Below are 23,643 nucleotides of genomic sequence, written 5' to 3' on the forward strand. Positions count from 1 at the left end.
GGCTCATTCGGTGATCGTGCCTCTCAGGTAGCCGGCAGCGTGACGTGCGCGTTCGAGAACGTCGTCCAGGTCGTCGCCGTAGGTGTTGACGTGGCCGACCTTGCGGCCGGGTTTCACGTCCTTGCCGTACATGTGGATCTTCAGCTTGGGGTCGCGGGCCATGCAGTGCAGGTACGCCGAGTACATGTCGGGGAAGTCGCCGCCGAGGACGTTGACCATGACGGTCCACTTCGCGCGGGGGCGCGGATCGCCGAGCGGGAGGTCCAGGACGGCCCGGACATGGTTGGCGAACTGCGAGGTGATCGCGCCGTCCATCGACCAGTGGCCCGAGTTGTGCGGGCGCATCGCGAGTTCGTTGACGAGGATGCGGCCGTCGCGGGTCTGGAAGAGCTCGACGGCGAGGTGGCCGACGACGTCGAGTTCCTTGGCGATGAACAGGGCCATCTGCTCGGCCTTGAGGGCGAGGACCTCGTCGAGGTCGGGCGCGGGGGCGATCACGGTGTCGCAGACGCCGTTCACCTGCTGGGACTCGACGACCGGGTAGGCGACGGCCTGGCCGTGCGGCGACCGTACGACGTTGGCGGCGAGCTCGCGGACGTAGTCGACCTTCTCCTCCGCGAGGACGGGGACGCCGGCCCGGAAGGGGTCCTCGGCCTCCTCGACGGAGTCGACGACCCACACGCCCTTGCCGTCGTAGCCGCCGCGGACGGTCTTGAGGACGACGGGGAAGCCGCCCGCCCGTCGCCCACCACCGCCCTTGCCGGAGGGCACTTCGTGCCCGCCCCTTTCGAGCTCCGCCGCGAAGGCCGCCACGTCCTGCGGGTCGCTGACGATGCGGTGCCGTGGGCAGGGCACGCCGATCGCGTCGAGCCGCGCGCGCATCACGCCCTTGTCCTGGGCGTGCACGAGCGCGTCGGGGCCGGGACGCACGGGGATGCCGTCCGCCTCCAGGGCCCTGAGGTGCTCGGTGGGTACGTGTTCGTGATCGAAGGTGATCACATCGCACCCGCGCGCGAAGTCGCGCAGCGTGTCGAGGTCGCGATAGTCGCCGATGACGACGTCGCTCACCACCTGCGCCGCGGAATCCTGAGGGGTGTCACTGAGGAGCTTGAACCTGATGCCGAGCGGGATGCCTGCCTCGTGTGTCATACGAGCGAGCTGGCCTCCGCCGACCATGCCGACTACGGGGAACGTCACGACCCCAGGGTATCGGTCACGCCACGGCGGCCGGATTCAGCGCCTCTTACCGGTCCTCTTACCAGCTTGTTTCCCTGTGTGTGAGTTCGTCCACAGGCAATGGGCCAGAGGGGTGGTTAGCATGGCTGAGTTGACGAAACCAATCGACTGGGGGCCTGTACGACCATGGGACATGGTTCCTCAGGGTTGCGAAGGATCGTTCGCGAGGTCGCCAAATTCGGTGCGGTCGGCGGAGCGGGTCTCCTCGTCAACCTCGTCGTGTTCAACCTCGTACGGCATGTCACCGAGCTTCCGGTGGTCCGGGCGAGCGTTGTCGCCACGGTGGTGGCGATCGTCTTCAACTACATAGGGTTCCGGTACTTCACGTACCGCGACCGCGACAAGAGCGGCCGCACGAAGGAACTGACGCTGTTCCTGCTGTTCAGCGTGGTCGGCCTGGTCATCGAGAACGGCATCCTGTACGCCGCGACCTACACCTTCGGCTGGGACAGCCCGCTCCAGAGCAACATCTTCAAGTTCGTCGGCATCGGCATCGCCACCCTCTTCCGCTTCTGGTCCTACCGCAGCTGGGTCTTCAAGACCCTCCCCGCCCGCGAGGCGGTGGCGAGCGCGGAGTCCTTCCTGGAGGAGGCGGAGCAGGCGGTGGTCAGGAAGCGGTCCCGGCCCCGGCAGCGGGTGCTCTGACGCAGGACCGGTAGCCGCCGGCCCCTGACCCACCGTCCCCGGTTCAGCGCGCGCAGCTCACCGCACCATCGGCTCGTCGTCGTCCAGCACCGTCGACTTGAGCGGGGTGCGGGAGAGGAACAGGCCGAAGACCGGGGGCTGGGTCTGGAGCATTTCCAGGCGGCCGCCGTCGGCCTCCGCCAGGTCCCGGGCGACCGCGAGGCCGATGCCCGTGGAGTTGCGGCCGCTGATGGTGCGCTCGAAGATCCGCGCACCGAGGTCGGCGGGGACGCCGGGGCCCTCGTCGGTGACCTCGATGACGGCCTGGTTGCCGGTGACGCGGGTGCGCAGCGCCACCGTGCCGCCGCCGTGCATGAGAGAGTTCTCGATCAGCGCGGCCAGGACCTGGGCCACGGCGCCTGGCGTGCCGACGGCGGTGAGGTGCCGTTTGCCCGAGCTGACGATCGCCCGGCCCGCGCTGCGGTACGCCGGCCGCCACTCCGCGAGCTGCTGCTGGATGACCTCGTCGAGGTCGAAGGTGACGGCGTTGCCGGCCCGGGGGTCGCGGGAGTTCGTCAGCAGCCGCTCGACCACGTCCGTCAGCCGCTCCACCTGGGTCAGCGCGACGTTCGCCTCCTCCTTCACCGTGTCCGGGTCGTCGGTGAGGGTGATCTCCTCGAGGCGCATCGAGAGCGCGGTCAGCGGCGTACGGAGCTGGTGGGAGGCGTCGGCGGCCAGGCGCCGCTCCGCCGTCAGCATGCGCGCGATGCGCTCGGCGGAGGAGTCCAGCACATCGGCGACCCGGTCCAGCTCGGGGACGCCGTACCTCTTGTGCCGGGGCCGTGGGTCACCCGAGCCGAGCCGTTCGGCGGTCTCGGCGAGGTCGGTCAGCGGCGAGGCCAGTTTGTTGGCCTGGCGGATGGCGAGCAGCACCGCGGCGATCACCGCGAGCAGCGCCACCAGGCCGATGATCAGCAGCGTGCGGCCGACCTCCCGGGTCACCGAGGAGCGCGGCTCCTCCACGGTGACCGTCTCGCCCTCCTCGCCCTTCTCCGTGGAGCTGATGACCTGGCCGACCGGCCGGGAACCGACCTCGATCGGCGGCCTTCCGGGGATCCGGATCACGGCGTACCGTTCCTGCGCGACCTGGTCGCGCAGGATCTCCGCGGTCACGTCCTCCGCGGCGAAGAGCCGGCTGTCCACGATCCCGGCCAGCCGGATCGCCTCGGAGTCGACCCGCTCCTGGGCGCTGTTGCTGATGGTGCGGGTCTCGACGATGACGAGGGAGACGCCGAAGACGGCGATCACCACGAGCACCACGGCGAGCGTGGACTGGATCAGTCGACGGCGCATGTCCTCTTACCTGCCAGACGGATACCCCGACGGATACCCCGGGGATTCAGCTCTTCTCGAAGCGGAAGCCCACTCCTCGTACCGTCGCGATGTACCGCGGGTTGGCCGCGTCGTCGCCGAGCTTCTTGCGGAGCCACGAGATGTGCATGTCGAGCGTCTTGGTCGACGACCACCACGTGGTGTCCCAGACCTCGCGCATCAGCTGGTCCCGGGTCACCACCCGCCCCGCGTCCCGGACCAGCACCCGCAGCAGGTCGAACTCCTTCGCGGTGAGCTGGAGTTCCTCGTCGCCCATCCACGCCCGGTGCGACTCGACGTCGATGCGGACCCCGTGGGTGGCCGGCGGCTGGGCCGGCTCGGACGCCCCGCGTCGCAGCAGGGCCCGGACCCGGGCGAGCAGCTCGGCGAGCCGGAAGGGCTTGGTCACGTAGTCGTCGGCGCCCGCGTCGAGTCCGACGACGGTGTCCACCTCGTCGGCACGTGCGGTCAGGATGAGGATCGGTACGGCGTGGCCTTCGGCGCGCAGTCGGCGGGCCACCTCGAGGCCGTCCATGCCGGGCAGACCCAGGTCGAGGACGACCAGGTCGATGCCGCCCTGCATTCCGGCGTCGAGTGCGGTGGGGCCGTCCTCACGCACCTCGACCTCGTACCCTTCCCGGCGCAGGGCGCGGGCCAGCGGCTCCGAAATGGACGCATCGTCCTCGGCGAGCAGTACACGGGTCATGAGCTGATGGTAGACCGCTCTTGAAAGATGCTGGGGTGTGATCGCGACCCAGCGGTTCTTACCTTTTGAGGATGTGGGGTGAACCTGTGACTGTGGGGTGCCAATCCCGTAAGGGCCTTAGAAACAGGGTGTACGGTTCCTCGGTCACCTGTGATTCAGGTCTCAAGTCCTTTCATTTCCGGCTGTATCCTGCCGTATGGTGAATCACTGCCTGTCGCATCGTGGGGGCCTTTGGCGCGCATCTGTCGCTGAAGGTCTCTTTTGTGTGCGGTGACCCCCACCAGCAAGGAACGACCATGGCGTCCAGCCTGACGAAGGACTCGGTGACTCCGGGCACCCCCGGTTCCGACAAAGCCTTCTTCGGCCACCCCCGCGGACTGGCCACACTCTTCATGACCGAGATGTGGGAGAGGTTCTCCTACTACGGCATGAAGGCCCTGCTCACCGTCTATCTGCTCTCCGGCGGCCCCGACGCCGGCAAGGGCAGCATGGGCGGCGGCCTCGCGATGGACCTGGCGACCACCACCGTGATCGTCTCGGTCTACTCGGCGATGGTCTATCTGCTCACCATGCCCGGCGGCTGGCTCGGCGACCGCGTCTGGGGCCCGCGCAAGACGGTGGCCATCGGGGCCGTCACGATCATGTGCGGCCACCTGGTGCTGGCGCTGCCCGGCGGCCAGGCGCCGTTCTTCGCCGGTCTCGCGCTCGTCGCGGCCGGTTCCGGGCTGCTCAAGGCCAACATCTCCACGATGGTGGGCCACCTGTACGACGGCCCGGACGACCCGCGCCGCGACGGCGGCTTCACGATCTTCTACATGGGCATCAACGCGGGCGCCTTCTTCGCCCCGCTGGCCATCGGCACCGTCGGCCAGGAGGTCAGCTGGCACCTCGGCTTCGGCATGGCCGCGGTCGGCATGGCGATCGGTCTGGCCGCGTTCCTGCTCGGCACCCGCAACCTGAGCCCGGTCAGCAACGTCGTCCCCAAGCCGCTGGCGGCCGAGGAGCGCGCCGCCTGGCTGCGCAAGGGCCTGTACTGGGTGATCGCCGCGACCGTCTTCTACGGCGTCGTCGGCTACACCGGCCACTTCACGCTGAACTGGGCGATGATCCCGCTCACCGTCATCGGTCTGGTCGTCCCGGCGGGTGTGCTGCTGCGCATCAAGCGGGACAAGGAGCTGACGGCGACCGAGCAGTCGAAGATGTCCGGCTACATCTGGTTCTTCGTCGCGGCCGCCGTGTTCTGGATGATCTACGACCAGGGCGCGTCCACGGTCCAGGCGTTCGGCTCCAACGACCAGAAGACGGCCGGCTCCCTGCTCGGCTTCGACTTCCCGACCTCCTGGTACCAGTCGCTGAACCCGCTGTTCATCATGGCTCTGGCCCCGGTCTTCGCCTGGCTGTGGGTGTGGCTGAACCGCAAGGGCCAGGAGCCCGGCACCATCGTGAAGTTCGCGATGGGCCTGGTCCTGGTCGGTGTCTCGTTCTTCTTCTTCCTGGTCCCGATCGCCATGGCGGCGAACGGCACCGTGGTCGGCCCGATGTGGCTCGTGGGCATCTACTTCATCCAGACCGTGGGTGAGCTGTGCCTCTCCCCGGTCGGCCTGTCGGTGACGACGAAGATGGCTCCCGCGAAGTACGCCTCGCAGATGATGGGTGTCTGGTTCCTCGCGGTCACCGCGGGCGACTCGATCACCGGCCTGCTGTCCAACCCGGCGATCGCCGGGGTCGATCTCAGCGGGACGCCCGCGGTGTTCGGGGAGGCGGCGCTGGCGGCTCTCGCCGGGTTCGCGGTGTGGATGTACCGGCGCAAGGTGAAGTCTCTTATGGGGGACGTTCGTTAGGGCCGGCACGTGAAGCGCGACGGGGCCGTTGGATCCAGGTGGGTTCCGGCGGCCCCGTCGGTTCACGTGCTGTGCGCGGTTCCCCGCGCCCCTGAGCGTGTTACCTGGTCCGCCTTCCGGGCATGAACGTGAACACGGCCGCCCCCAGCAGCACCGCCGTTCCCGCCACCAGGCCCAGTGCCTTCAGCGCCGCGTGGTCGTCCGCGCCCGTCGCCGCCAGGCCGCCGCTCGTCGACGTACCGGACGAGGAACCGCCGGAGGACGACGAACCGCCCGACGCCCCGCCCTCCTGCTCCTGCGTGGTCAGGGTCAGGGAGACCTGCGTCTTGTCCGGCTTGCAGGTCGTGGTCGTGCCCAGCGCCTCGATCGTCAGGACACCCGGCGACAGCGTCGACTCACCCGTAGCACCCGGCTTGTACGTGCCCGTCATGTCCGGGATCTCTATCGGGTCGCCCGACTTGATGGCCTCGGAGTTGGTGGGGCCCTCGACATGGACCGAACCCTTGTCGTCACCGCCCAGAACCACGTCCATGGAGGGCTTGACCGAGTCCGCGGGGATGTCGGCGGGGCTGTCCATCGGGGAGTTCTTGAACTGCACGGTGATGCCGTAACTGCCGCCGCTCTTCTTGGCGTTGATCTGGATCGTGGAGGTGGCCTTCTTCTCGCCGAGGGGCGACTGGCAGGTGTAGGGGATGTCGACCGCCTTGCCGGTGAAGTCGGTCTGGCCGTCGTCCGACGCGGTGGCGGTCGGGCTCGCGGTGTCCGTGGGGGTCGCGCTGTCGGTCGGCGTGGCACTGTCGGTCGGGTCGGGGGACTCCGTGTCGGTCGGCGTGGGAGTGGGCGTCGAAGTCCCGTCGCCCGCCGCCACGGTGACCGTCGCCCCCTTCGGCACCGTCTCCGTCGGCGTGCACACCGTGTTCGTCCCCATCGCGTTCACCGTGTACGGGCCCGGCGTCAGGGTGAGTTCCCCGGCCGCCGTCAGCTTCAGCGTGCCCTTCATGTCGGACAGCACCATGTCGCCGCCCTTGGGGATCGCCGGGTTCTCGCGCGGTCCGGTCATCGCGATGTCGGCGGTCTGCGCGCCCGCGGCCTTCAACGTGCCGGTCGGCTGGACGGAGTTGGCGGGCAGATCGATGATGTTCGGGTTCTTCGACGCGGCCTGGGTGAACTTCCACACCACGTCGATCTCGTCGCCGACCTTCGCGCCGGCCGGCGCGGTGATCTCGACCTTGGTGGTGCCGTTGACGGGGTCTAGTCCGACGCCCGCGGGCGGCACGCACCGGGTCGCGAACGACACCTCGGCGGCCTGGGCGGGCCCGGCGGCCAGGCCGAGCACCACGCCCGCCCCGGCCAGCACCAGCGCCGCACCGGCCGCGCTCGCTCGTCTCGGCCCGCCGGCCGGTGTGACTCTCCTTCGCTTGCTCACGTGGAACCCTCTCTGGTGGGAGTCGTGGGACTCGTCGGGCTGTCGTCGTGCGGTGCGGAGAGCCGGCCACCGGCCGCGCCCGGATCCGCGTCCGGGGTGAACCACGGCAGGGTGGACGTCGGGGGGGCCGCGTGCGCGGCCGTGGAGGGCTTGAGGCCCGGCAGGCGCAGGGCGAGTTCGGGCAGCCGCAGGCCGCGGTGCCGGAGGCCTCCGGCGGGCCGTGGCCGTACCCGGTCCACCACCGCCATGCCGATGCGGAACAGCGCGGCGGGCACCACCAGGCAGACCAGGATCCAGAACAGGGTCACGCCCCAGGGCCGGCCCACGTCCCAGGGCTGCTCGGCCAGCACCTTGCCGCCGTACTTCAGGGACACCGTGTACTCGCCGTGCGCGCCGCCCGTCAGTTCGACGGGCAGTTCGAGCCGCGCCTTTTTACCCGGCTGGATCGTGCCGCGCCACTGCTGTTCCTCCCACTGCGGGGCGAACACGCCGTGCGCGGTGCCGACTTGGAAGACGGGGTTCTTGACGGCGGAGGTGCCGACGTTGCCGACGGTGAAGACGAGGGTGCGGGCGGGGGGCGCCCCGAACCAGGTCAGCAGGGAGCCCGAGCCGTCGAGCCGGGTGTCAGTGAGGACGGACAGCCGCCCGCCGTCCGTCTCGGTGGGCAGCGGTTCCACGGCGTGCCCGGCCACCTGGAAGATCGCGTCGGCCTCGGCCTTCGCCCCGGTCACCGTGGCCACGTGCACCACGCAGGGACAGGGCACCGGCGGCTCCGCGACGGGCAGCTTCCTGCTGAAGCGCCCTTTCGCGTCCGTGGTGACGGCCCGGCCGTCCGCGTTGGCACAGGAGTTGGTGCCGCCGGGCACCCCGCGCGACGGGACGGCCTGCCCGCAGATCAGGATCATCAGCAGCGCCCGCGCACGCCATCCGTCGCCGCTCACGGTGATCGAACTCCCGGTCCCGGCCTGCGACTTGGACAGCTTCACACTCGGCTTGTCCGCCGCGGCCGCCGTTCCCGCCACGGGCGCCAGCAGCAGCGCGAGCACTGCCACCAGTACCGCCCACCGCGTCCTGCCGCTCGGGCTCACGTCGTCACTCCCGTCAACTCGGCCTCCGTACACGGGGATTCGGGCCCTGCTGCGGCCGTACGACGCCTTGGACGCCGTACGCGAGACCTGCCGCCCCCCGCCACCACGCCGTCGGGCGTGCCGGGCCACCCGTCGGCGTCGCGTGCCGGCGGGGTCGGCGGAGGCAGGGCACGGGCGGTGGACGGCATGGGCGGCTCCAGCTGTCGTACGAAAGCGGTCCGGGCCGCTCAGCGGCGCGCGCGGGCCGCCTGGTTGCGCCGGGTCAGCCACAGTGCGCCGGCCGCGCCCGCGAGCAGTACCGTGCCGCCGAGCGTGCCGAGGGCGATCGCCGAGTCCTCCGGACCGGTCTGCGGGAGGGCGGAGCCGCTGTCGGACGTGCTGCTGTCGCTCTGCGTGCCGCCCGAGGAGCCCGAGGCGGCGGTGACGTCCAGGGTCAGCGAGGCGCCGGGGCTGTTGGTCGGCGTGCAGGTGGTCGTCGTTCCGAGCGCCTTGATGGTGAGCACGCCCGCCGTGAAGGTGACCTTGCCGGACTTCTTCGGGGTGTACGTCCCGGTCAGGTCGTTGATCTTGATGGGGGTGTTGGCGGGGACGGTCGCCTGGTTGGCCGGGCCCGTCACGCTCATGGTCCCGCTGTCGGCGCCGCCCAGCTTGATGGTGGCGCTCGGGTTCATCGCGCCCTTGCCGAGATCGACCGGGCTGGACGAGACGCCCTTCTGCCAGGACATGGTGAGTTTGTAGCCGCCGCCGCTCTTGACGCCCTTGATGTCGATGGGCGAGACGGCGCTCTTGTCACCGATCGGTGTCTTGCACTGGTAGTTGACGTTCACGACCTCGGCGCGGGCAGCGGGGGCGGCCATCAGCACCGCCGAGCCGGCCAGGGCCGCGACGGACGCGAGCGCGGCGGTTCGTTTCGGGTACGACACGGTTCCGCTCCCCTTACTCGTTCCTGACGGCACATCAGATCGGCCGTCAAGGTACGCCGGGGCACCAGAGGAAGGAAGAGAAAGTAAGTGTCGGAACTGTGGGGACACCACCAGGAGAGCGCCGGGACGGGGCTAGGCGGGTGCCCCGAGCTCCGCCCACACGGTCTTGCCGGCCACCCCGGGGGCCCGTACGACTCCCCAGTCCAGGCAGAGCCGCTGCACGATGAACATCCCGTGCCCGCCCGGCCGTCCGGCCCGGTGCGGAGTCCGCGGCGCCGGCTGTCCGGTGCCCTTGTCCGAGACCTCGAGGCGGATCACCTTGTTGTCACAGGAGATCCACAACTGGTCGGGGCCCTCCGCATGCAGACACGCGTTCGTCACCAGCTCGGAGACGACGAGGAGCACGTCCTCCGCCACGGCCCGCCGGTCGGCGGACGCCGCCGGAAGCCACCCCCACGCGTACAACGCCTGCCGGGTGAAGTCGCGCGCGAGCGGGACGACCCCGCTCTCCCCCTCGAAGCTCAGCCGCCGGACCTGCCGTCCCGTCGGCACCTCGGCATCGCCGCCAGGCTCCGCGCTGGGCTCCGGGTCACGGTCGCCCGGCGAGTAGGGCCGGGTGGTGCTCATCAGCGCTTCACCTCACCGATTCACCGGTTCACGATTCAAAACGTCACTGCATGGTCGCTCACCGAACAGTCAGTACGGATGTCTCCTGCCCGAGCGGACCGGTAGAACACCCCTCCCTTGCGGACGTATGTCCGGCACAAGGGGTGCGACACCCGACGGGGACCGGCCGGAGGAGACGAGCGGGGCGCGAGCCAGGACACCGGGACCGCCACTCGCCTCGCCGCCTCAGCCGCCGGATTCCTCGGCCAGGGCCTCGTCCAGGGTGTCGTGCACGGTGAAGACCGCATCGGCCCCCGTGATCTCGAAGACCCGTGCCACGACCGGCAGCATGCCCGCGAGGTGCACGCCACCTCCCGCCGCCTCGGCTTTCAGCCGCGCCCCGAGCAGCACGTTCAGTCCGGTGGAGTCACAGAACTCCAGCCGTGTGCAGTCGACGACAAGCCGGCTCTTCCCCTTGGCGAGGCAGTCCTCGAGTGGCTCACGCAACAAATCGGCCGTGTGGTGATCCAACTCACCTGCTGGAGTCACGACGGCGCTGGAGCCCTCTTGCCGCACCTCAACCAGAAGCCGGCCAGACTGTGCGCTGCCGACCGTCCCGCGGTCCATGCCGTCTCTCTCCCGACATCGTGGCTGCTGATGACGCCCTCGAACACTACGCCTTCTCCACACCCTCCGACACCCGAACAATCACTCACAAACGGACATAACCGCACAGAACACACTTGCGGTCGTGTCGGGAAACCGGGTAGGGCTAGTAGAGACACGTACTCGACACGGCCGGCTTTGGAGGCGCCGCACACCGCAGTGCACGAACTGGCTTCGGCAGCCTTATGCCGAGAACGATGGAGGACATCATGTCACCCCGGCTCGACGCCTCGCATACCCATCAGGCGACGTCGACATCCCCCCCGGAACATCTGAATCCCATCGAGCAGGACAGCGAAGACGATGTGCTCGCCGGGCTCCCGGACATCCCACCCTTCGAAGAGGTGGGGGCCGTCGACGCGCGCGCCCTCTCCAAGACGCTCTTCGCGCGGCTGGAGTCGCTGGAGGAGGGCACGCACGAGTATTCGTACGTCCGCAACACGCTCGTCGAACTGAACCTCGCCCTGGTCAAGTTCGCCGCCTCCCGCTTCCGCTCCCGCAGTGAGCCGATGGAGGACATCATCCAGGTCGGCACCATTGGCCTGATCAAGGCGATCGACCGCTTCGAACTCAGCCGCGGTGTGGAGTTCCCCACCTTCGCGATGCCAACCATCGTGGGCGAGATCAAGCGGTTCTTCCGGGACACGTCCTGGTCGGTGCGGGTGCCGCGCCGCCTCCAGGAGCTCCGGCTCGACCTGGCCAAGGCCGGCGACGAACTGGCCCAGAGGCTCGACCGCGCCCCGACGGTGGGCGAGCTCGCCGAGCGTCTGGGGCTGTCGAAGGACGAGGTCGTAGAAGGCATGGCCGCGTCCAACGCGTACACCGCCTCCTCGCTGGACGCCCAGCCCGAGGAGGACGACTCCGAGGGCGCGCTGGCCGACCGGATCGGTTACGAGGACCACGGCATCGAGGGCATCGAGTACGTCGAGTCCCTGAAGCCGCTGATCGCCGAACTCCCCTCCCGGGACCGCACGATCCTCTCGCTGCGCTTCGTCGCGGGCATGACCCAGTCGGAGATCGGCGACGAACTCGGGATCTCGCAGATGCATGTCTCGCGGCTGCTGTCGCGGACTCTGGTACGGCTGCGCAAGGGGCTGACCGTCGAGGAGTGACGCGTCGGCACTACTGACCTGCGCGTGTGCCCGGTGTCCGGTCGGACACCGGGCGCCGTGCGTTCGGGGGCTCGTGGTTACCGGCTCCTGGTTACTCGGAGAAACCCTTTCCCCAGCGGTTCACTTCCCCCACTATGGTCCCTCACAGACTGGCCGGTACGTCAGGAGGAGGGTGCGCATGACTCGCCCCGACGGGGCGTCCGACGCCCGGCTCACGGAGCTGCTGCGCGCCGACACGGTCACCGCGTACGCGGCCCTGCTGGAGCTCCGCGCCCGCCACCAGCCCTCGGTCCTGGCCTACGCCCGCCTCTGCACGGCCGGTGAGAGCGCCGCACGGCAGCTGGCCGCGCAGACCTTCACCCTCGCGGCCCGGGAGACGGCCCGCGGGGTCGACCCGGGCGTCCCGTGGCGCCACCGGCTCCTGCTGCTGACGGCCCGGTCGGCGGCGGAGTGGGCCGGGGACGAGCGGGCGGCGGGCCTGGACCCGAGCGTCCTGCTGCTCCTGAACACGGCGGGGCCCGGTGGCCCGGTGCCGCCCATGCTCACCGCCTTCGAGTCCCTGCCGGCCCGCACCCAGGGCCTCGTCTGGTACGGCCTGGTGGAGGCCGAGCCGGAAGCCCGCACCGCCGACCACCTGGGCCTGACCCGCGAGGACGTGGTCTACGGCACGGAGGGGGCCCTGCAGTCCCTGGCCCGGACGTGCCTGCGGCTGCGCCTCGCCGCCTCGGACGACTCCCGCTGCGCGGACTTCCGCCGCCTCATCGAGGAGTCCGTACGTCCGGACAGTCCCCGCGCCAGCACCGACCTGCACGCCCACATGGTCCGCTGCCCGCACTGCGCGGCGGCCCACGAGGAACTGTGCGCGCTGCGGGACACTCCGCGGCCGGCCCTGGCGGAGGGGCTGCTGCCGTGGGGCGGGACGGCGTACGTGGGGCGGAGCACGGCCGAGCCGGAGGCGCGACCGCGGGCGGGGTCCCGTACCGCGCGGGCGGGGTCCCGTACCGCGCGGGCGGGGTCCCGTACGCCGTCCGGCACTTGGCCGCGCCCGCGTCGGCTCGTCCTGGCCTCGGCGGCGCTGGGGGTGGCTCTCGCGCCGCTGCTGCTGTTCCTGGTGACACAGGGAGGTGACTCTCCGACGGACGCCTCGGCCTCGGTTTCGGCCTCGGCTTCAGCGGGCGGGGTGCTGCCCGGCCCACCGCAGGTGACGGTGACGACGACGGTCTCGCCCTCGCCCTCCGCGACCAGCGGGCCACCGTCCCCCTCCGCGTCCCCTTCTCCGACCAGGACCTCGGCACCGCCCCGGAGGACGAGCCCGCCCCCGTTCCGCCCGCCGGGCGGCTCCTACGCCCAGGTGGTCAACGTCTCCACGGCCCGCTGCCTGGACGTCGCCGGCGACTTCGGCAACGGCACGGACGTCGTCACCGCCCCCTGCTCCTCGGCCCGCTCCCAACGCTGGCGCGTCGACTCCGACCGAGGGGTCCTCCAGTCCGCCGCCGACCCCGACTTCTGCCTCGACAGCCGCGGCGACGTCGACAAGGGCCTCGGCATCTGGTCCTGCGACTCGGCCGAGGGCGACAACGGCGACAACCTCCGCTTCACGGTCGACCCCGACGGGGTGATCCGCCCGGCGATCGCCATCGCGACGGGGATGACACCCGGGGACGGGAACGGTGTCTCACTGGAGCCGCTGACCGGGGGCGCGGGGCAGCGGTGGCGGGCGGGGGCGACGTGATCGTCGCGGCCGGCCCGTGCGGGTGGCTCAGGCCACGCGTGTGCCGCGCCGCCACACCCCGCTGACCAGCGGCACCCCCGGCCGGTACGCCAGGTGCACGTGGCTCGGGGCGTCCAGGAGGACCAGGTCGGCTTGGGCGCCCGGAGTGAGACGGCCGATGTCCTCGCGGCGGAGGGCGGCCGCTCCGCCCGCCGTGGCCGACCAGACGGCCTCGTCCGGGGTCATCCGCATGTCGCGCACCGCGAGGGCGATGCAGAAGGGCACCGAGGAGGTGAAGGAGGAGCCCGGATTGCAGTCCGTGGACAGGGCGACGGTGACGCCGGCGTCCAGGAGGCGGCGGGCGTTCGGCCACTCGGCGCGCGTGGAGAACTCCGCGCCCGGCAGCAGTGTGGCGACCGTACGGCTGTTCGCCAGGGCGTCCACGTCCTCGGCGGTGAGGTGGGTGCAGTGGTCGGCGCTGGCCGCGTCCAGCTCGACGGCCAGCTGTACGCCGGGGCCGTAGGAGAGCTGGTTGGCGTGGACGCGGGGGTGCAGGCCCTTCGCCTTGCCGGCCGTGAGGATCGCGCGGGCCTGGTCGCCGTCGAAGGCGCCCTTCTCGCAGAAGACGTCGATCCAACGGGCGTACGGGGCGCAGGCGTCGAGCATCTCGCCGGTGACGAGGGAGACGTAGCCCGCCGGGTCGTCCGCGTAGTCCGGCGACACGATGTGGGCACCGAGGTAGGTGACCTCGTCGGTGTGCGCGGCGGCGATGCGCAGGGCCCTCGCCTCGTCCTCGACGGTCAGGCCGTAGCCGGACTTGGTCTCGAAGGTGGTCGTGCCCTGGCGGAGGGCCTCGGTGAGGTAGCGGGTGAGGTTCGCCTCCAGGTCGGCGTCCGTGGCGGCGCGGGTCGCGGCGACCGTCGTACGGATGCCGCCCGCGCTGTAGGCCCGCCCCGACATGCGGGCGTTGAACTCCTGGGTGCGGTCGCCCGCGAAGACGAGGTGGCTGTGGGAGTCGACGAAGCCGGGGAGGACCGCCCTGCCGCCCGCGTCGACCCGATTGTCAGTGGCGGGTGCTTTGCTTTGATCACCGGTCCACACGACGCGGTCGCCCTCGATGACGACGGCCGCGTCCTGGATCAGTCCAAGGGGGGATCCGTCACCGGAGGAGGGGTCGTTGGTGACCAGGGCGGCGATGTTGGTGATGAGCGTGCTTGCGGTGCTCGCGGAGTGGGCGGGGCTGACGGTCGTCGCGTTGCTCATGGCGTCCTCGGTGGCCTGGTCGGCGGTGGGGGCGGGGTCGGGGGCCGCCCGTGGGGGCGGGCGGCCCGGGGTCATCCGTGCAGCGCTGCGACGGCGTCCGCGAGGGCTCCCGGCACATCCGGCACGAGCGCGTGGACCCCGTCCCGTACGACGTGCCGACCTCCCACGACCGTGTGCGACACGTCTGCTGCCGACGCGGCGAATACGGCCGTCTCGGCCCCGAGCCGCGGAAGCGGCCCTGCCGTCCTGACCGAGTCGAGGGCGATGGTGGTGAAGTCGGCGAGCGCGCCGGTCTCCAGGGTGCCGGCGCCGTCCCAGCCGAGGGCCGCGTGGCCGTCGGCGGAGGCCGCCCGCAGGAGGGCCGCCGCCGTCCAGTGACCTCGCCTGCGGGTGCGCAGGCGCTCGTTGAGCTCCATCGCGCGGGCCTCTTCGAGCAGGTCGATGACGGCGTGGCTGTCGGAGCCGAGGGAGAGCGGTGAGCCCTTGCGTTGCAGGGCGACCGCGGGTCCGATGCCGTCGGCCAGGTCCCGTTCCGTCGTCGGGCACATGCAGGTGCCGGTGCCGCTGTCGCCGATCAGGGCGATGTCCTGGTCGGTGAGGTGGGTGTTGTGGACGCCTGTGGTGCGCGGCCCGAGGACACCGTGCTCGGCGAGCAGTTCGGTGGGCGTGCACCCGTGGGCCTCACGGCACGCGTCGTTCTCGGCGGTCTGCTCGGACAGGTGCACGTGGAGCGGGGCCCGGCGTTCCTCGGCCCAGCGGGCCACGGTCGCCAACTGGCGCGCGGGCACGGCCCGTACGGAGTGGACCGCCGCACCGATCCTCGCGTGATCCCGGTCCTTGAGAACTGAACAGCGTTCGGCCCAGGCGTCCGCGCTGCCGTCGGAGAAGCGGAGCTGGTGGGTGGTGGGCGGCTGTCCGAAGCCGGAGGAGAGATAGGCGGTGTCGAGGAGGGTGATACGGATACCGGCTTCGGCGGCGGCCTCGATCAGGGCCTCGCCCATGGCGTTGGGGTCGGCGTAAGGGGTGCCGCCCGGGGCGTGGTGCAGGTAGTGGAACTCGCCGACCGCCGTCACACCGGCCAGCGCCATCTCCGCGTACACGGCGCGGGCGAGCGCGTGGTACGTCTGCGGGGTCAGCCTGTCGGCGACCGAGTACATGACCTCGCGCCAGGTCCAGAAGGTTCCGGAGCCGACCTGGACGGTGCCGCGCAGGGCCCGGTGGAAGGCGTGCGAGTGGGTGTTCGCCAGGCCCGGGAGGGTCAGCCCGCGCAGGATCTCGGCGCCGGGGGGCGGGGTGCCGGTGTCCGTGCGGACGGCGACGACGCGACCGTCCGCCACGTCCACGGCCACGCCGGGCTCGACGTGGGTGTCGAGCCAGGCGTGCTCCAGCCAGTAGGTCTTCGGTGTCACCTGCGGGCCAGCCCTTCCAGTACGTCGGCGAGCGCGAGGACCCCGGCCACGCAGTCGTCCTCGGCGGCGGATTCCGCCGGGGAGTGCGAGACGCCCGTGGGATTGCGCACGAACAGCATGGCGGTCGGGATGCTCCCGGAGAGGATCCCGGCGTCGTGTCCGGCACCGGTACCCAGCACGGGCACCTTGAGACCGGTGTCGGTGCCCAGGATGCGGGCGAGCTCGTCGCGCAGGGCGTGGTCGAACTCGACGACGGGGGTGAAGGACTCCCGGACGACGTCGAGGTCGACGCCGTGCGCCCGCGCGTACTCCCCGGCGGCCTTCTCGATCCCGCCGACCACCTGGTCGAGGCTCTCCTGGTCGGCGGCGCGGGAGTCGAGCCAGCCGCGCACCAGGGAGGGGATGGCATTGACGCCGTTCGGCTCGACGGCGATCTTGCCGAAGGTGGCGACGGCACCGGCGAGTTCGGCCTCCCGGCGGGCGGCGAGCACGGTCTCGGCGTACGACAGCATGGGGTCGCGCCGGTCCACGAGGCGGGTGGTGCCGGCGTGGTTGGCCTCGCCCCTGAAGTCGAACCGCCAGCGGCCGTGCGGCCAGATGGCGCTGGCGATGCCGACCCGGTCGCCGGACAGGTCCAGCGACCGTCCCTGCTCGACGTGCAGCTCGACGAAGGCGCCGATACGGGCGAGCCGCTCGGGGTCGGCTCCGATGCCGTCGGGGTCGTAGCCGGCGGCCTCCATGGCCCGCGGGAGCGTGACCCCCTCCCCGTCGGTCAGCCGGTGCGCCTGCTCAACGGTGAGCTGCCCGGCGGTGAGCCGGGACCCGACACAGGCGAGCCCGAACCGGGCGCCCTCCTCGTCCCCGAAGTTGACGATGGCGAGGGGTTTGGCGAACTCGACCTGACGTGCCCGCAGTTCGTCGAGCGCGGCGAAGGAGGACACGACTCCGAGGGGCCCGTCGAAGGCGCCCCCGTCGGGCACGGAGTCGAGGTGCGATCCGGTGACGACGGCGTCCCCGTGGGCGGGGTCGCCCAGCCAGGCCCACTGGTTGCCGTTCCGGTCGACCTCGTAGGTCAGTCCGCGGGCTTCGGCCTGCTCCCTGAACCAGGCCCGGCACTCGGTGTCGGCCCCGGTCCAGGCGAAGCGCCGGTAGCCGTGGGAGTCGGGGTGCCGTCCGATGGGGAGCAGCTCGCGCCACATCTCCTGAAAGGAGGCGGTGCCGTCGCTCTGGACCGTTCCGGAGGTGCCGTCGCTCTGGACCGTTCCGGAGGTGCCGTGGCCCTGGACTGTCCCGGAAGTGGCGTGGCTCTGGCCCGTTCCGGAGGTGACGCGCTCCGTCACGCCGAATCACCTTCGCGCATCGGCACCCGCACACCCCGCTCGTCGGCGACGGACTCGGCGATGTCGTACCCCGCGTCCACGTGCCGGATGACACCCATGCCCGGGTCGTTCGTCAGCACCCGCCGGACCTTCTCCCCGCCCAGCTTCGTGCCGTCGGCCACCGTGACCTGCCCGGCGTGGATGGACCGCCCCATGCCCACGCCACCGCCGTGGTGGAGGGAGACCCAGGACGCGCCCGAGGCCACGTTGACCATCGCGTTCAGCAGCGGCCAGTCGGCGATCGCGTCGGATCCGTCCAGCATGGCCTCGGTCTCGCGGTACGGGGAGGCGACGGACCCGGCGTCCAGGTGGTCCCGCCCGATCGCCAGCGGTGCCGCCAGCTCTCCGCTCGCCACCATGTCGTTGAACCGGTCCCCGGCCTTGTCGCGCTCGCCATAGCCGAGCCAGCAGATACGCGCGGGAAGGCCCTGGAAGTGGACCCGCTCGCCGGCCATCTTGATCCAGCGGGCGAGGGACTCGTTCTCGGGGAACAGTTCCAGGATGGCCTTGTCGGTCTTGGCGATGTCGGACGCCTCCCCGGACAGCGCGGCCCAGCGGAAGGGTCCCTTGCCCTCGCAGAACAGCGGCCGGATGTAGGCGGGGACGAACCCGGGGAAGGCGAACGCCCGGTCGTACCCGGCGAGTTGGGCCTCGCCGCGGATCGAGTTGCCGTAGTCGAAGACCTCGGCGCCGGCGTCCATGAAGCCGACCATGGCCTCGACGTGCCGGGCCATCGACTCACGGGCGCGCACGGTGAACCCGGCCGGGTCCTTGGCGGCCGCGTCGGCCATGTCCTCGAAGTCCACGCCCACCGGCAGATACGCCAGCGGGTCGTGCGCGGAGGTCTGGTCGGTGACGATGTCGATGGGCGCGCCCTCGGCAAGCATGCGCGGCAGCAGTTCGGCCGCGTTGCCCAGGAGGCCGATGGAGAGCGGGCGGCGGGCGTCCCGGGCCTCGACGGCGAGCTGGAGGGCGTGCTCGAGGCTGTCGGCCCTGACGTCGAGGTACCGGTGCTCGATGCGGCGCTCGATGGCGCGCGGGTCGACGTCGATGCAGATCGCGACGCCGTCGTTCATGGTGACCGCGAGGGGCTGGGCGCCGCCCATGCCGCCGAGGCCGGCGGTGAGGGTGATCGTGCCGGCGAGGGTGCCGCCGAACTTCTTCGCGGCGACGGCGGCGAAGGTCTCGTAGGTGCCCTGGAGGATGCCCTGGGTGCCGATGTAGATCCAGGAGCCGGCGGTCATCTGCCCGTACATGGTCAGGCCGAGGGCCTCCAGGCGCCGGAACTCCTCCCAGTTCGCCCAGTCACCCACCAGGTTGGAGTTGGCGATCAGGACGCGCGGGGCCCACTCGTGGGTCTGCATGACGCCGACCGGGCGGCCGGACTGGACCAGCATGGTCTCGTCCTGCTTGAGGGTGCGCAGCGTGCGGACCATGGCGTCGAAGGAGCGCCAGTCGCGGGCGGCCTTGCCGGTGCCGCCGTAGACGACGAGCTTGTCGGGGTGCTCGGCGACCTCGGGGTCGAGGTTGTTCTGGAGCATCCGCAGGGCGGCTTCCTGCTGCCATCCCAGGGCGCTCAGTTCCGTACCGCGCGGCGCTCGTACGGGGCGGGGTCCTGACATGGTCTGCCTCCTGGGGCTCTGCTCCGGCTTGTTGCTGTCGATATTCACATCCTGACTTTCTGAATAGAACTAGTCAAGACGTTCTGGCGTCAGCATCGGTAGGGCAGGGATGTTTCGTTCGGACATCCGAACGCGGCGCGAGGGCAGGGACGACGATGAGGAGTCGTGGTGGACGAGTACGGCAACACCGGTGAAGGGCGGGCCGCGCGCCGGGACGAGGCGGTGCGCGCGGCCGTGGAGCAGGGCCTGCTGGGGCCGGACTCCCCCATCGTGGGGCTTCTCGACGTCACCGGGATCCGGGAGTCGGCGGCGGAGCTCCGCGCGGCCTTCGCCGAGGTCACCGCGCCGGGCACGCCGGTGCTGCACGCGTTCGCGGTGAAGGCGACCCCGCTGGTGCCGGTGCTGCGGCTGCTGCGCGAGGAGGGCATCGGCGCGGAGGTGGCGAGCCCGGGCGAACTCGCGCTGGCGCGGGCGGCGGGGCTGTCGCCGGCCGAAACCGTCCTGGACTCGCCCGCCAAGACGCCGGCCGAGCTCAGGGAGGCGCTGGCGCTGGGGATCGCCGTCAACGCGGACAACCCGCAGGAGCTGGACCGCATCGACGGTCTCGTGCGGTCCGCGGTCAGCCGTTCCGCGCTCGGGATCCGGGTCAACCCGCAGGTCGGCGGCGGCTCCATCGGGGCGACCTCCACAGCCACGGCGACCTCGAAGTTCGGGGTGGCACTGCGGGACGAGGGGGCGCGCGAGTGGGTCGTGCGCGCCTACCTCGACCGGCCCTGGCTGACCCGGCTGCACGCGCACACCGGTTCGCAGGGCATCCCGCTCGCTCTGATGGCCCAGGGGGTGGCGGAGACGTACGCGCTCGCCGAGGAGATCAACCGGCGCATCGGGCGGCGGCAGATCGACACGATCGACATCGGCGGCGGGCTGCCGGTGAACTTCGCCTCGGACGTGACGGCACCGACGTACGCGGAGTACGCGCGGGCGCTCAGGGAGGCCGTACCGGGGCTGTTCGACGGGCGGTACGGGCTGGTCACCGAGTTCGGGCGGTCGCTGCTGGCCAAGCACGGCACGATCGTGGCGCGGGTGGAGTACGCCAAAAGCGCGGGCGGGCGGGCGGTCGCGGTGACGCACGCGGGCGTGCAGGTGGCGACGCGGACGGTGTACGTGCCGGGGTCGTGGCCGCTCAGGATCACCGCGTACGACGGCAAGGGACGACCCAAGAGCGGGCCCGAGGTGGTGCAGGACGTCGCCGGTCCCGCCTGTTTCGCGGGCGACCTGCTGGCCGAGGGGCGCGCGCTGCCGCTGCTCGACCAGGGGGACTACGCGGCGGCGCTGGACACGGGCGCGTACTACTTCGCGCACCACTACGCGTACAACTCGCTGGCCCGGCCCGGCATTTACGGCTTCGTCCCCGACCGGACGCAAGGCGTGCGCTTCGCGACCGTACGGGATCCGCAGACGCTCGCGTCGATCGTGGCCGAATCCGGCGGGGCGCACGCCGGTGCGCTCACCACCCTCCATGCTCCCGGGAGCCGTTGACGCGCAGCGGCGGGTCGACTGATCAATTGGCCGGTAAACAAGGCAAGTTGACCCACTCTAGCCACCCCGAGCATGTTCCACCGGAAAATGCCAGATCCCTCACTCCTCGCGCACACGTTGCGTAGTTTCGGCGTCACTCAGCCGAACCCCAGGTGGGAGGGGAGCCACGGTGCAGGGAATCGACGAGTGCCTGCTGGAAGCCATGCGGCTGCCGGGTGCGCGGGGGGCCGCGCTGGTCGACTGGACGAGCGGGCTGGCCCTGGGCGCCGTCGGAGAAGCCCCCGGCGGCGACCAGGAGGCGGCCGCCGCGGAGGCCGCCGAGCTCGCCCGGCTCGCCGCCGAGCAGCGCGCCTTCGCCTCCGAGAGCTCCCGGGCCGCTGAGGCGGGGGGCGCGCAGGAGCCGGACCCACCGGTCGAGGACCTCATCCTCAGCAACGGGGACAGCTACCACGTGCTGCGGTTCGTGCCGACGTCCTTCGACAGCAGTGTCTTCCTGCACCTGTGGCTGGCCCGCGCGGAGGGCAACCTCGCACTGGCCCGGATCCGGCTCGGCGAGATGGCGGGACGGCTGGAGCTCGGATGACGGCCGTCAGAACCACGCCCGCCACCCCGCCGCCCCGGCTGCCGGTGCGCGACAAGGCGGCCGCCCTGGACCGCGGCTGGGGCGGTGTCTCGCCGATGCTGACCCGGCTGGCCGCCGAGCGCGCCACCGGCATCCTGGTGCGCGAGCGCGGCACCCTGCACCTCGCCGACGGCAAGGTGGTGCACGCCGAGAGCCCGGCCGCCCCCGGCGCCGACGTCCTGCTCGCCGCCCACGGCACGCTGGACGCCGACGTCTGGCGGCAGGCCCTGGCCGAGAGCGTCGCGAGCACGGGGGGCGCCGGCACCGGGGCCCGCCGCCTCACCGGCGCCGAGGCCGTGCACCGGGCGGGCCGCCGGCTGGTCGCGGGCGGGCTGCTCACCGCGGGCGCCCTGGAGATGTGCCGGCTGACCGCGCTGTACGACGCGGCGTACTTCGCGCTCGCCCCGAGCAGCACCCCGGGCCGCTTCCGCTACGGCAGCGAGGACGGACCGGACGAGCCCGCCGTCGACCCCCGGGAACCCGACGACACCCCGGGCGGCCCGCGCCCGGTCCCGGTCGCCGACCTGGAGCGCGAGACCCTGCGCCGCCGCGACCTGCTGCACCACATCTGGCCGGACGCCCTGCCGGACGAGATGCCGCTGACCCGGGAGCACCGCCCCGCGCCCCCACCGCTCCCGGCCCGGCGGCAGGCGGTACTGGCCCGCGTGGACGGCGTCCGCACGGCGTCGGAGATCGCGCGCGAGCTGGGCCGCCCGGCCTTCCACACCCTGGTGGACATACGGCGGCTGGTGGCGGCCGGAATGGTCGCGCCCCGCCCACCGGTGTCCCTCACCGAGCCTCTGCCGGGGCCGCCGGGCCACGGTCCCCCCGTCGAACCCTTCGAGTCCGTCGATCCCCACATCACCTTGCTGAAGAGGCTCAGGGATGCGCTGGAGGCCCTTTGAGCGGCATCGGATCCGCGCCGAGAGGAGAGACCTGATGGCAGCAGCTCAGGACGGGATCCTGGAGGAGCTGCGCCGGCTCAGAGCCCGGGTGCCGCAGCTCACGGGCGCCCTCGCGGCGGACGCCGACGGTCTCGTCCTGGCCCAGGACACCCCGGGTGTCGATCCGGAGGCCGTGGCCGCCCTCACCGGGGATACCCGGGCGCTCGCCGCCCAGCTGGCCGACGGGACCGGCCAGGGCGACCTGCGCGAACTGCTCGTACGGGGCGTGTACGGCTACGTCGCCACGTACGCGGCGGGCGCCGGGGCCGTCGTCACGCTCCTCGCGCAGGACCGGGTCAACGTCGGCCGCCTGCATCTCGAGGGCCGCCGGGCGGGTGCCCGGATCGGGGAGCTCGTCGACAACGCGGCCGCCGAGCACACACAAGCCCTCACGAAGGCGCCCGCGAAGCCCGCTCCGGCACGTGCCAGAGCGGCTCGCACGTCCCGGGCCAAGCCCACGGACCCGCGCGCCGCGGCCACCGCACCGACGGCGGCCCGCACCACCACCACCGAAAGTTAGAGAACCGAGGAGACACAGTCATGGCCAACACCGAAACCGCGCTGAAAGAGGCTCTCGCCTCCATCGAGGGCGCGACCGGCGTCGCCCTCGTCGACTACACCAGCGGCATGGCGCTCGGCACCCTGGGCGGCAGCAAGACCTTCGACCTGAACGTGGCCGCCGCGGGCAACACCGACGTGGTCCGCGCGAAGATGCGCACGATGGAGCACCTCGGCCTCAAGGCCCAGATCGAGGACATCCTGATCACCCTGTCCGACCAGTACCACCTGATCCGTCTGATCAGCGGACGCGGTGGCAACGGCCTCTTCCTCTACCTGGTCCTGGACGCCAAGCGGTCCAACCTCGCGATGGCCCGCCACCAGCTCAGGCAGATCGAAAGCGACCTGGAGGTGTGACCCGGGAGCACCGGAACTAGACCAGTGCCGCGGTGCGGCGGCGCGATCCTCCCGGGGCCGCGTCGCCCGCCGCGATACCCGTGCTGCGGTACGCCTTGACCGCCTTGCCGGCCGGACGTCCGCCGTTCGCGGCGAGCCAGTCGACCCGCACCCACAGCAGCGCGTCCTCGGCCCGCTCGAGCCGCCCCAGCCAGGCGGCCTTGAGCCTCAGTCCGGTACCGCACCCGGCCAGCAGCATGCCGCCCGCGACGGGCACGGCGAACGAACTCGCCAGCGCGACCAGCCAGGCCAGCAGCAGCCACCAGCGGTGCCCGCGGCGCCAGTTGCGCACACTGACCGCCCGGTCCTGGAGCACGTCGTGCTTTCCGGCGCGAGCGGCCGCCCGGCCCAGCGTCGTGTACCGCTTGCGGCGGCTGTACGACACCACGGCCACGGCGACGATGAACAGCGCCGCGCCCGCCATCACCCCGATCCGGCGCCCGGTCAGGCCCGGGATCAGCAGCCCGACGCCCGCCGCGAACACTCCCAGCCACCACAGCGGCGCCGCCCCGGCGCGCACGACGACGGCCACTCGAGCCAGCCCCTGAGCCCTGCGATCTCCGCGTGCCACGTCCCGCCTCCTCGTCGTCCTGGCACAGTC

General features: G+C 71.6%; 22 protein-coding genes. 9 read left to right on the top strand and 13 right to left on the bottom strand.

The features are described from left to right. Positions 1-3: 3 nt before the first annotated feature. The gene (locus tag ACIBJB_RS36280) at positions 4-1,197 is read right to left on the bottom strand and encodes a 5-(carboxyamino)imidazole ribonucleotide synthase (protein WP_398937194.1); all 1,194 of its coding nucleotides are present in this window, start codon (positions 1,195-1,197) and stop codon (positions 4-6) included. Between the two features lie 165 nt (positions 1,198-1,362). Between ACIBJB_RS36280 and ACIBJB_RS36285 the strand changes: the two genes are divergently transcribed. Then, the gene (locus tag ACIBJB_RS36285; RefSeq protein ID WP_398937196.1) at positions 1,363-1,881 is read left to right on the top strand and encodes a GtrA family protein; all 519 of its coding nucleotides are present in this window, start codon (positions 1,363-1,365) and stop codon (positions 1,879-1,881) included. 57 nt (positions 1,882-1,938) lie between these two features. On the opposite strand, the gene ACIBJB_RS36290 is transcribed toward ACIBJB_RS36285, so the two are convergent. Both ACIBJB_RS36290 and ACIBJB_RS36295 read right to left on the bottom strand, forming a co-directional pair. Next, entirely contained in the window at positions 1,939-3,213 is a 1,275-nt protein-coding gene (locus ACIBJB_RS36290; protein ID WP_398937198.1) for an ATP-binding protein, read from the bottom strand. Positions 3,214-3,259: 46 nt separating this feature from the next. Next, positions 3,260-3,937 (bottom strand): response regulator transcription factor, encoded by a 678-nt coding sequence (locus ACIBJB_RS36295; RefSeq protein ID WP_057611579.1) that lies wholly within the window; start codon positions 3,935-3,937, stop codon positions 3,260-3,262. Positions 3,938-4,233: 296 nt separating this feature from the next. Between ACIBJB_RS36295 and ACIBJB_RS36300 the strand changes: the two genes are divergently transcribed. Then, positions 4,234-5,778, top strand: a complete 1,545-nt coding sequence (locus ACIBJB_RS36300) for a peptide MFS transporter (protein ID WP_398937200.1) — start codon at positions 4,234-4,236, stop codon at positions 5,776-5,778. Positions 5,779-5,878: 100 nt separating this feature from the next. Here the strand turns inward: ACIBJB_RS36300 and ACIBJB_RS36305 are convergent, their stop codons facing one another. The 5 genes from ACIBJB_RS36305 to ACIBJB_RS36325 form a co-directional block, all read right to left on the bottom strand. Then, positions 5,879-7,135, bottom strand: a complete 1,257-nt coding sequence (locus ACIBJB_RS36305; protein ID WP_398937473.1) for a hypothetical protein — start codon at positions 7,133-7,135, stop codon at positions 5,879-5,881. A 65-nt stretch (positions 7,136-7,200) separates the two neighbouring features. Beyond that, positions 7,201-8,292, bottom strand: coding sequence for a hypothetical protein (locus ACIBJB_RS36310; RefSeq protein WP_398937202.1), 1,092 nt, complete (start codon positions 8,290-8,292; stop codon positions 7,201-7,203). 227 nt (positions 8,293-8,519) lie between these two features. Further along, positions 8,520-9,215 (bottom strand): LPXTG cell wall anchor domain-containing protein, encoded by a 696-nt coding sequence (locus tag ACIBJB_RS36315; protein ID WP_398937204.1) that lies wholly within the window; start codon positions 9,213-9,215, stop codon positions 8,520-8,522. A 132-nt stretch (positions 9,216-9,347) separates the two neighbouring features. Next, entirely contained in the window at positions 9,348-9,842 is a 495-nt protein-coding gene (locus ACIBJB_RS36320) for an ATP-binding protein (protein ID WP_398937206.1), read from the bottom strand. A 225-nt stretch (positions 9,843-10,067) separates the two neighbouring features. Continuing rightward, positions 10,068-10,448, bottom strand: a complete 381-nt coding sequence (locus ACIBJB_RS36325) for an STAS domain-containing protein (RefSeq protein ID WP_069764043.1) — start codon at positions 10,446-10,448, stop codon at positions 10,068-10,070. Between the two features lie 248 nt (positions 10,449-10,696). Here ACIBJB_RS36325 and ACIBJB_RS36330 point away from each other — a divergent pair, with 248 nt between their 5' ends. Then, the gene (locus ACIBJB_RS36330) at positions 10,697-11,599 is read left to right on the top strand and encodes an RNA polymerase sigma factor SigF (protein WP_398937208.1); all 903 of its coding nucleotides are present in this window, start codon (positions 10,697-10,699) and stop codon (positions 11,597-11,599) included. Between the two features lie 178 nt (positions 11,600-11,777). Beyond that, on the top strand, positions 11,778-13,331 hold the full coding sequence (locus ACIBJB_RS36335; RefSeq protein WP_398937210.1) for a ricin-type beta-trefoil lectin domain protein: 1,554 nt from the start codon (positions 11,778-11,780) through the stop codon (positions 13,329-13,331). Between the two features lie 27 nt (positions 13,332-13,358). Here the strand turns inward: ACIBJB_RS36335 and hutI are convergent, their stop codons facing one another. The 4 genes from hutI to hutU all read right to left on the bottom strand — a co-directional run bounded on the left by hutI (position 13,359) and on the right by hutU (position 18,983). Then, the gene (gene hutI / locus ACIBJB_RS36340; protein WP_398937212.1) at positions 13,359-14,648 is read right to left on the bottom strand and encodes an imidazolonepropionase; all 1,290 of its coding nucleotides are present in this window, start codon (positions 14,646-14,648) and stop codon (positions 13,359-13,361) included. After that, positions 14,645-15,982: a formimidoylglutamate deiminase gene (locus ACIBJB_RS36345; RefSeq protein ID WP_398937214.1), complete on the bottom strand. Its 1,338-nt coding sequence runs from the start codon at positions 15,980-15,982 to the stop codon at positions 14,645-14,647. Before ACIBJB_RS36345 ends, hutI begins: the two co-directional genes overlap by 4 nt. Continuing rightward, positions 15,979-17,181 carry an allantoate amidohydrolase gene (locus ACIBJB_RS36350; protein ID WP_398937475.1) on the bottom strand — a complete coding sequence of 401 codons (1,203 nt, stop codon included), beginning with the start codon at positions 17,179-17,181 and terminating at the stop codon, positions 15,979-15,981. Before ACIBJB_RS36350 ends, ACIBJB_RS36345 begins: the two co-directional genes overlap by 4 nt. A 137-nt stretch (positions 17,182-17,318) precedes the next feature. After that, a complete protein-coding gene (gene hutU, locus ACIBJB_RS36355; RefSeq protein ID WP_398937216.1) occupies positions 17,319-18,983 on the bottom strand; it encodes a urocanate hydratase in 1,665 nt (554 codons plus the stop codon). Positions 18,984-19,151: 168 nt separating this feature from the next. On the opposite strand from hutU, the gene ACIBJB_RS36360 reads away from it, so the two are divergent. From ACIBJB_RS36360 to ACIBJB_RS36380, 5 genes are all read left to right on the top strand, one after another. After that, positions 19,152-20,522 carry a diaminopimelate decarboxylase gene (locus ACIBJB_RS36360; protein ID WP_398937218.1) on the top strand — a complete coding sequence of 457 codons (1,371 nt, stop codon included), beginning with the start codon at positions 19,152-19,154 and terminating at the stop codon, positions 20,520-20,522. 169 nt (positions 20,523-20,691) lie between these two features. Next, a complete protein-coding gene (locus tag ACIBJB_RS36365; protein WP_398937221.1) occupies positions 20,692-21,105 on the top strand; it encodes a hypothetical protein in 414 nt (137 codons plus the stop codon). Continuing rightward, a complete protein-coding gene (locus ACIBJB_RS36370; RefSeq protein WP_398937223.1) occupies positions 21,102-22,049 on the top strand; it encodes a hypothetical protein in 948 nt (315 codons plus the stop codon). Before ACIBJB_RS36365 ends, ACIBJB_RS36370 begins: the two co-directional genes overlap by 4 nt. A 34-nt stretch (positions 22,050-22,083) precedes the next feature. Next, the gene (locus ACIBJB_RS36375) at positions 22,084-22,608 is read left to right on the top strand and encodes a roadblock/LC7 domain-containing protein (protein ID WP_398937225.1); all 525 of its coding nucleotides are present in this window, start codon (positions 22,084-22,086) and stop codon (positions 22,606-22,608) included. A 20-nt stretch (positions 22,609-22,628) separates the two neighbouring features. Further along, entirely contained in the window at positions 22,629-23,003 is a 375-nt protein-coding gene (locus ACIBJB_RS36380; RefSeq protein ID WP_398937227.1) for a hypothetical protein, read from the top strand. Positions 23,004-23,019: 16 nt separating this feature from the next. Here the strand turns inward: ACIBJB_RS36380 and ACIBJB_RS36385 are convergent, their stop codons facing one another. Further along, the gene (locus ACIBJB_RS36385; RefSeq protein WP_398937229.1) at positions 23,020-23,613 is read right to left on the bottom strand and encodes a hypothetical protein; all 594 of its coding nucleotides are present in this window, start codon (positions 23,611-23,613) and stop codon (positions 23,020-23,022) included. Between the last annotated feature and the right edge of the window lie 30 nt (positions 23,614-23,643).

It is taken from the genome of Streptomyces sp. NPDC050759 (assembly GCF_044456945.1).
Classification (GTDB): Bacteria; Actinomycetota; Actinomycetes; order Streptomycetales; family Streptomycetaceae; genus Streptomyces.

Coding starts and splice junctions, on each gene's coding strand:
- ACIBJB_RS36335 (WP_398937210.1), top strand. CDS start 11,778: ATGACTCGCCCCGACGGGGCGTCCGACGCCCGGCTCACGGAGCTGCTG.
- ACIBJB_RS36285 (WP_398937196.1), top strand. CDS start 1,363: ATGGGACATGGTTCCTCAGGGTTGCGAAGGATCGTTCGCGAGGTCGCC.
- ACIBJB_RS36295 (WP_057611579.1), bottom strand. CDS start 3,937: ATGACCCGTGTACTGCTCGCCGAGGACGATGCGTCCATTTCGGAGCCG.
- hutU (WP_398937216.1), bottom strand. CDS start 18,983: ATGTCAGGACCCCGCCCCGTACGAGCGCCGCGCGGTACGGAACTGAGC.
- ACIBJB_RS36300 (WP_398937200.1), top strand. CDS start 4,234: ATGGCGTCCAGCCTGACGAAGGACTCGGTGACTCCGGGCACCCCCGGT.
- ACIBJB_RS36320 (WP_398937206.1), bottom strand. CDS start 9,842: ATGAGCACCACCCGGCCCTACTCGCCGGGCGACCGTGACCCGGAGCCC.
- hutI (WP_398937212.1), bottom strand. CDS start 14,648: ATGACCCCGGGCCGCCCGCCCCCACGGGCGGCCCCCGACCCCGCCCCC.
- ACIBJB_RS36370 (WP_398937223.1), top strand. CDS start 21,102: ATGACGGCCGTCAGAACCACGCCCGCCACCCCGCCGCCCCGGCTGCCG.
- ACIBJB_RS36375 (WP_398937225.1), top strand. CDS start 22,084: ATGGCAGCAGCTCAGGACGGGATCCTGGAGGAGCTGCGCCGGCTCAGA.
- ACIBJB_RS36380 (WP_398937227.1), top strand. CDS start 22,629: ATGGCCAACACCGAAACCGCGCTGAAAGAGGCTCTCGCCTCCATCGAG.
- ACIBJB_RS36350 (WP_398937475.1), bottom strand. CDS start 17,181: ATGTGGCGCGAGCTGCTCCCCATCGGACGGCACCCCGACTCCCACGGC.
- ACIBJB_RS36290 (WP_398937198.1), bottom strand. CDS start 3,213: ATGCGCCGTCGACTGATCCAGTCCACGCTCGCCGTGGTGCTCGTGGTG.
- ACIBJB_RS36330 (WP_398937208.1), top strand. CDS start 10,697: ATGTCACCCCGGCTCGACGCCTCGCATACCCATCAGGCGACGTCGACA.
- ACIBJB_RS36325 (WP_069764043.1), bottom strand. CDS start 10,448: ATGGACCGCGGGACGGTCGGCAGCGCACAGTCTGGCCGGCTTCTGGTT.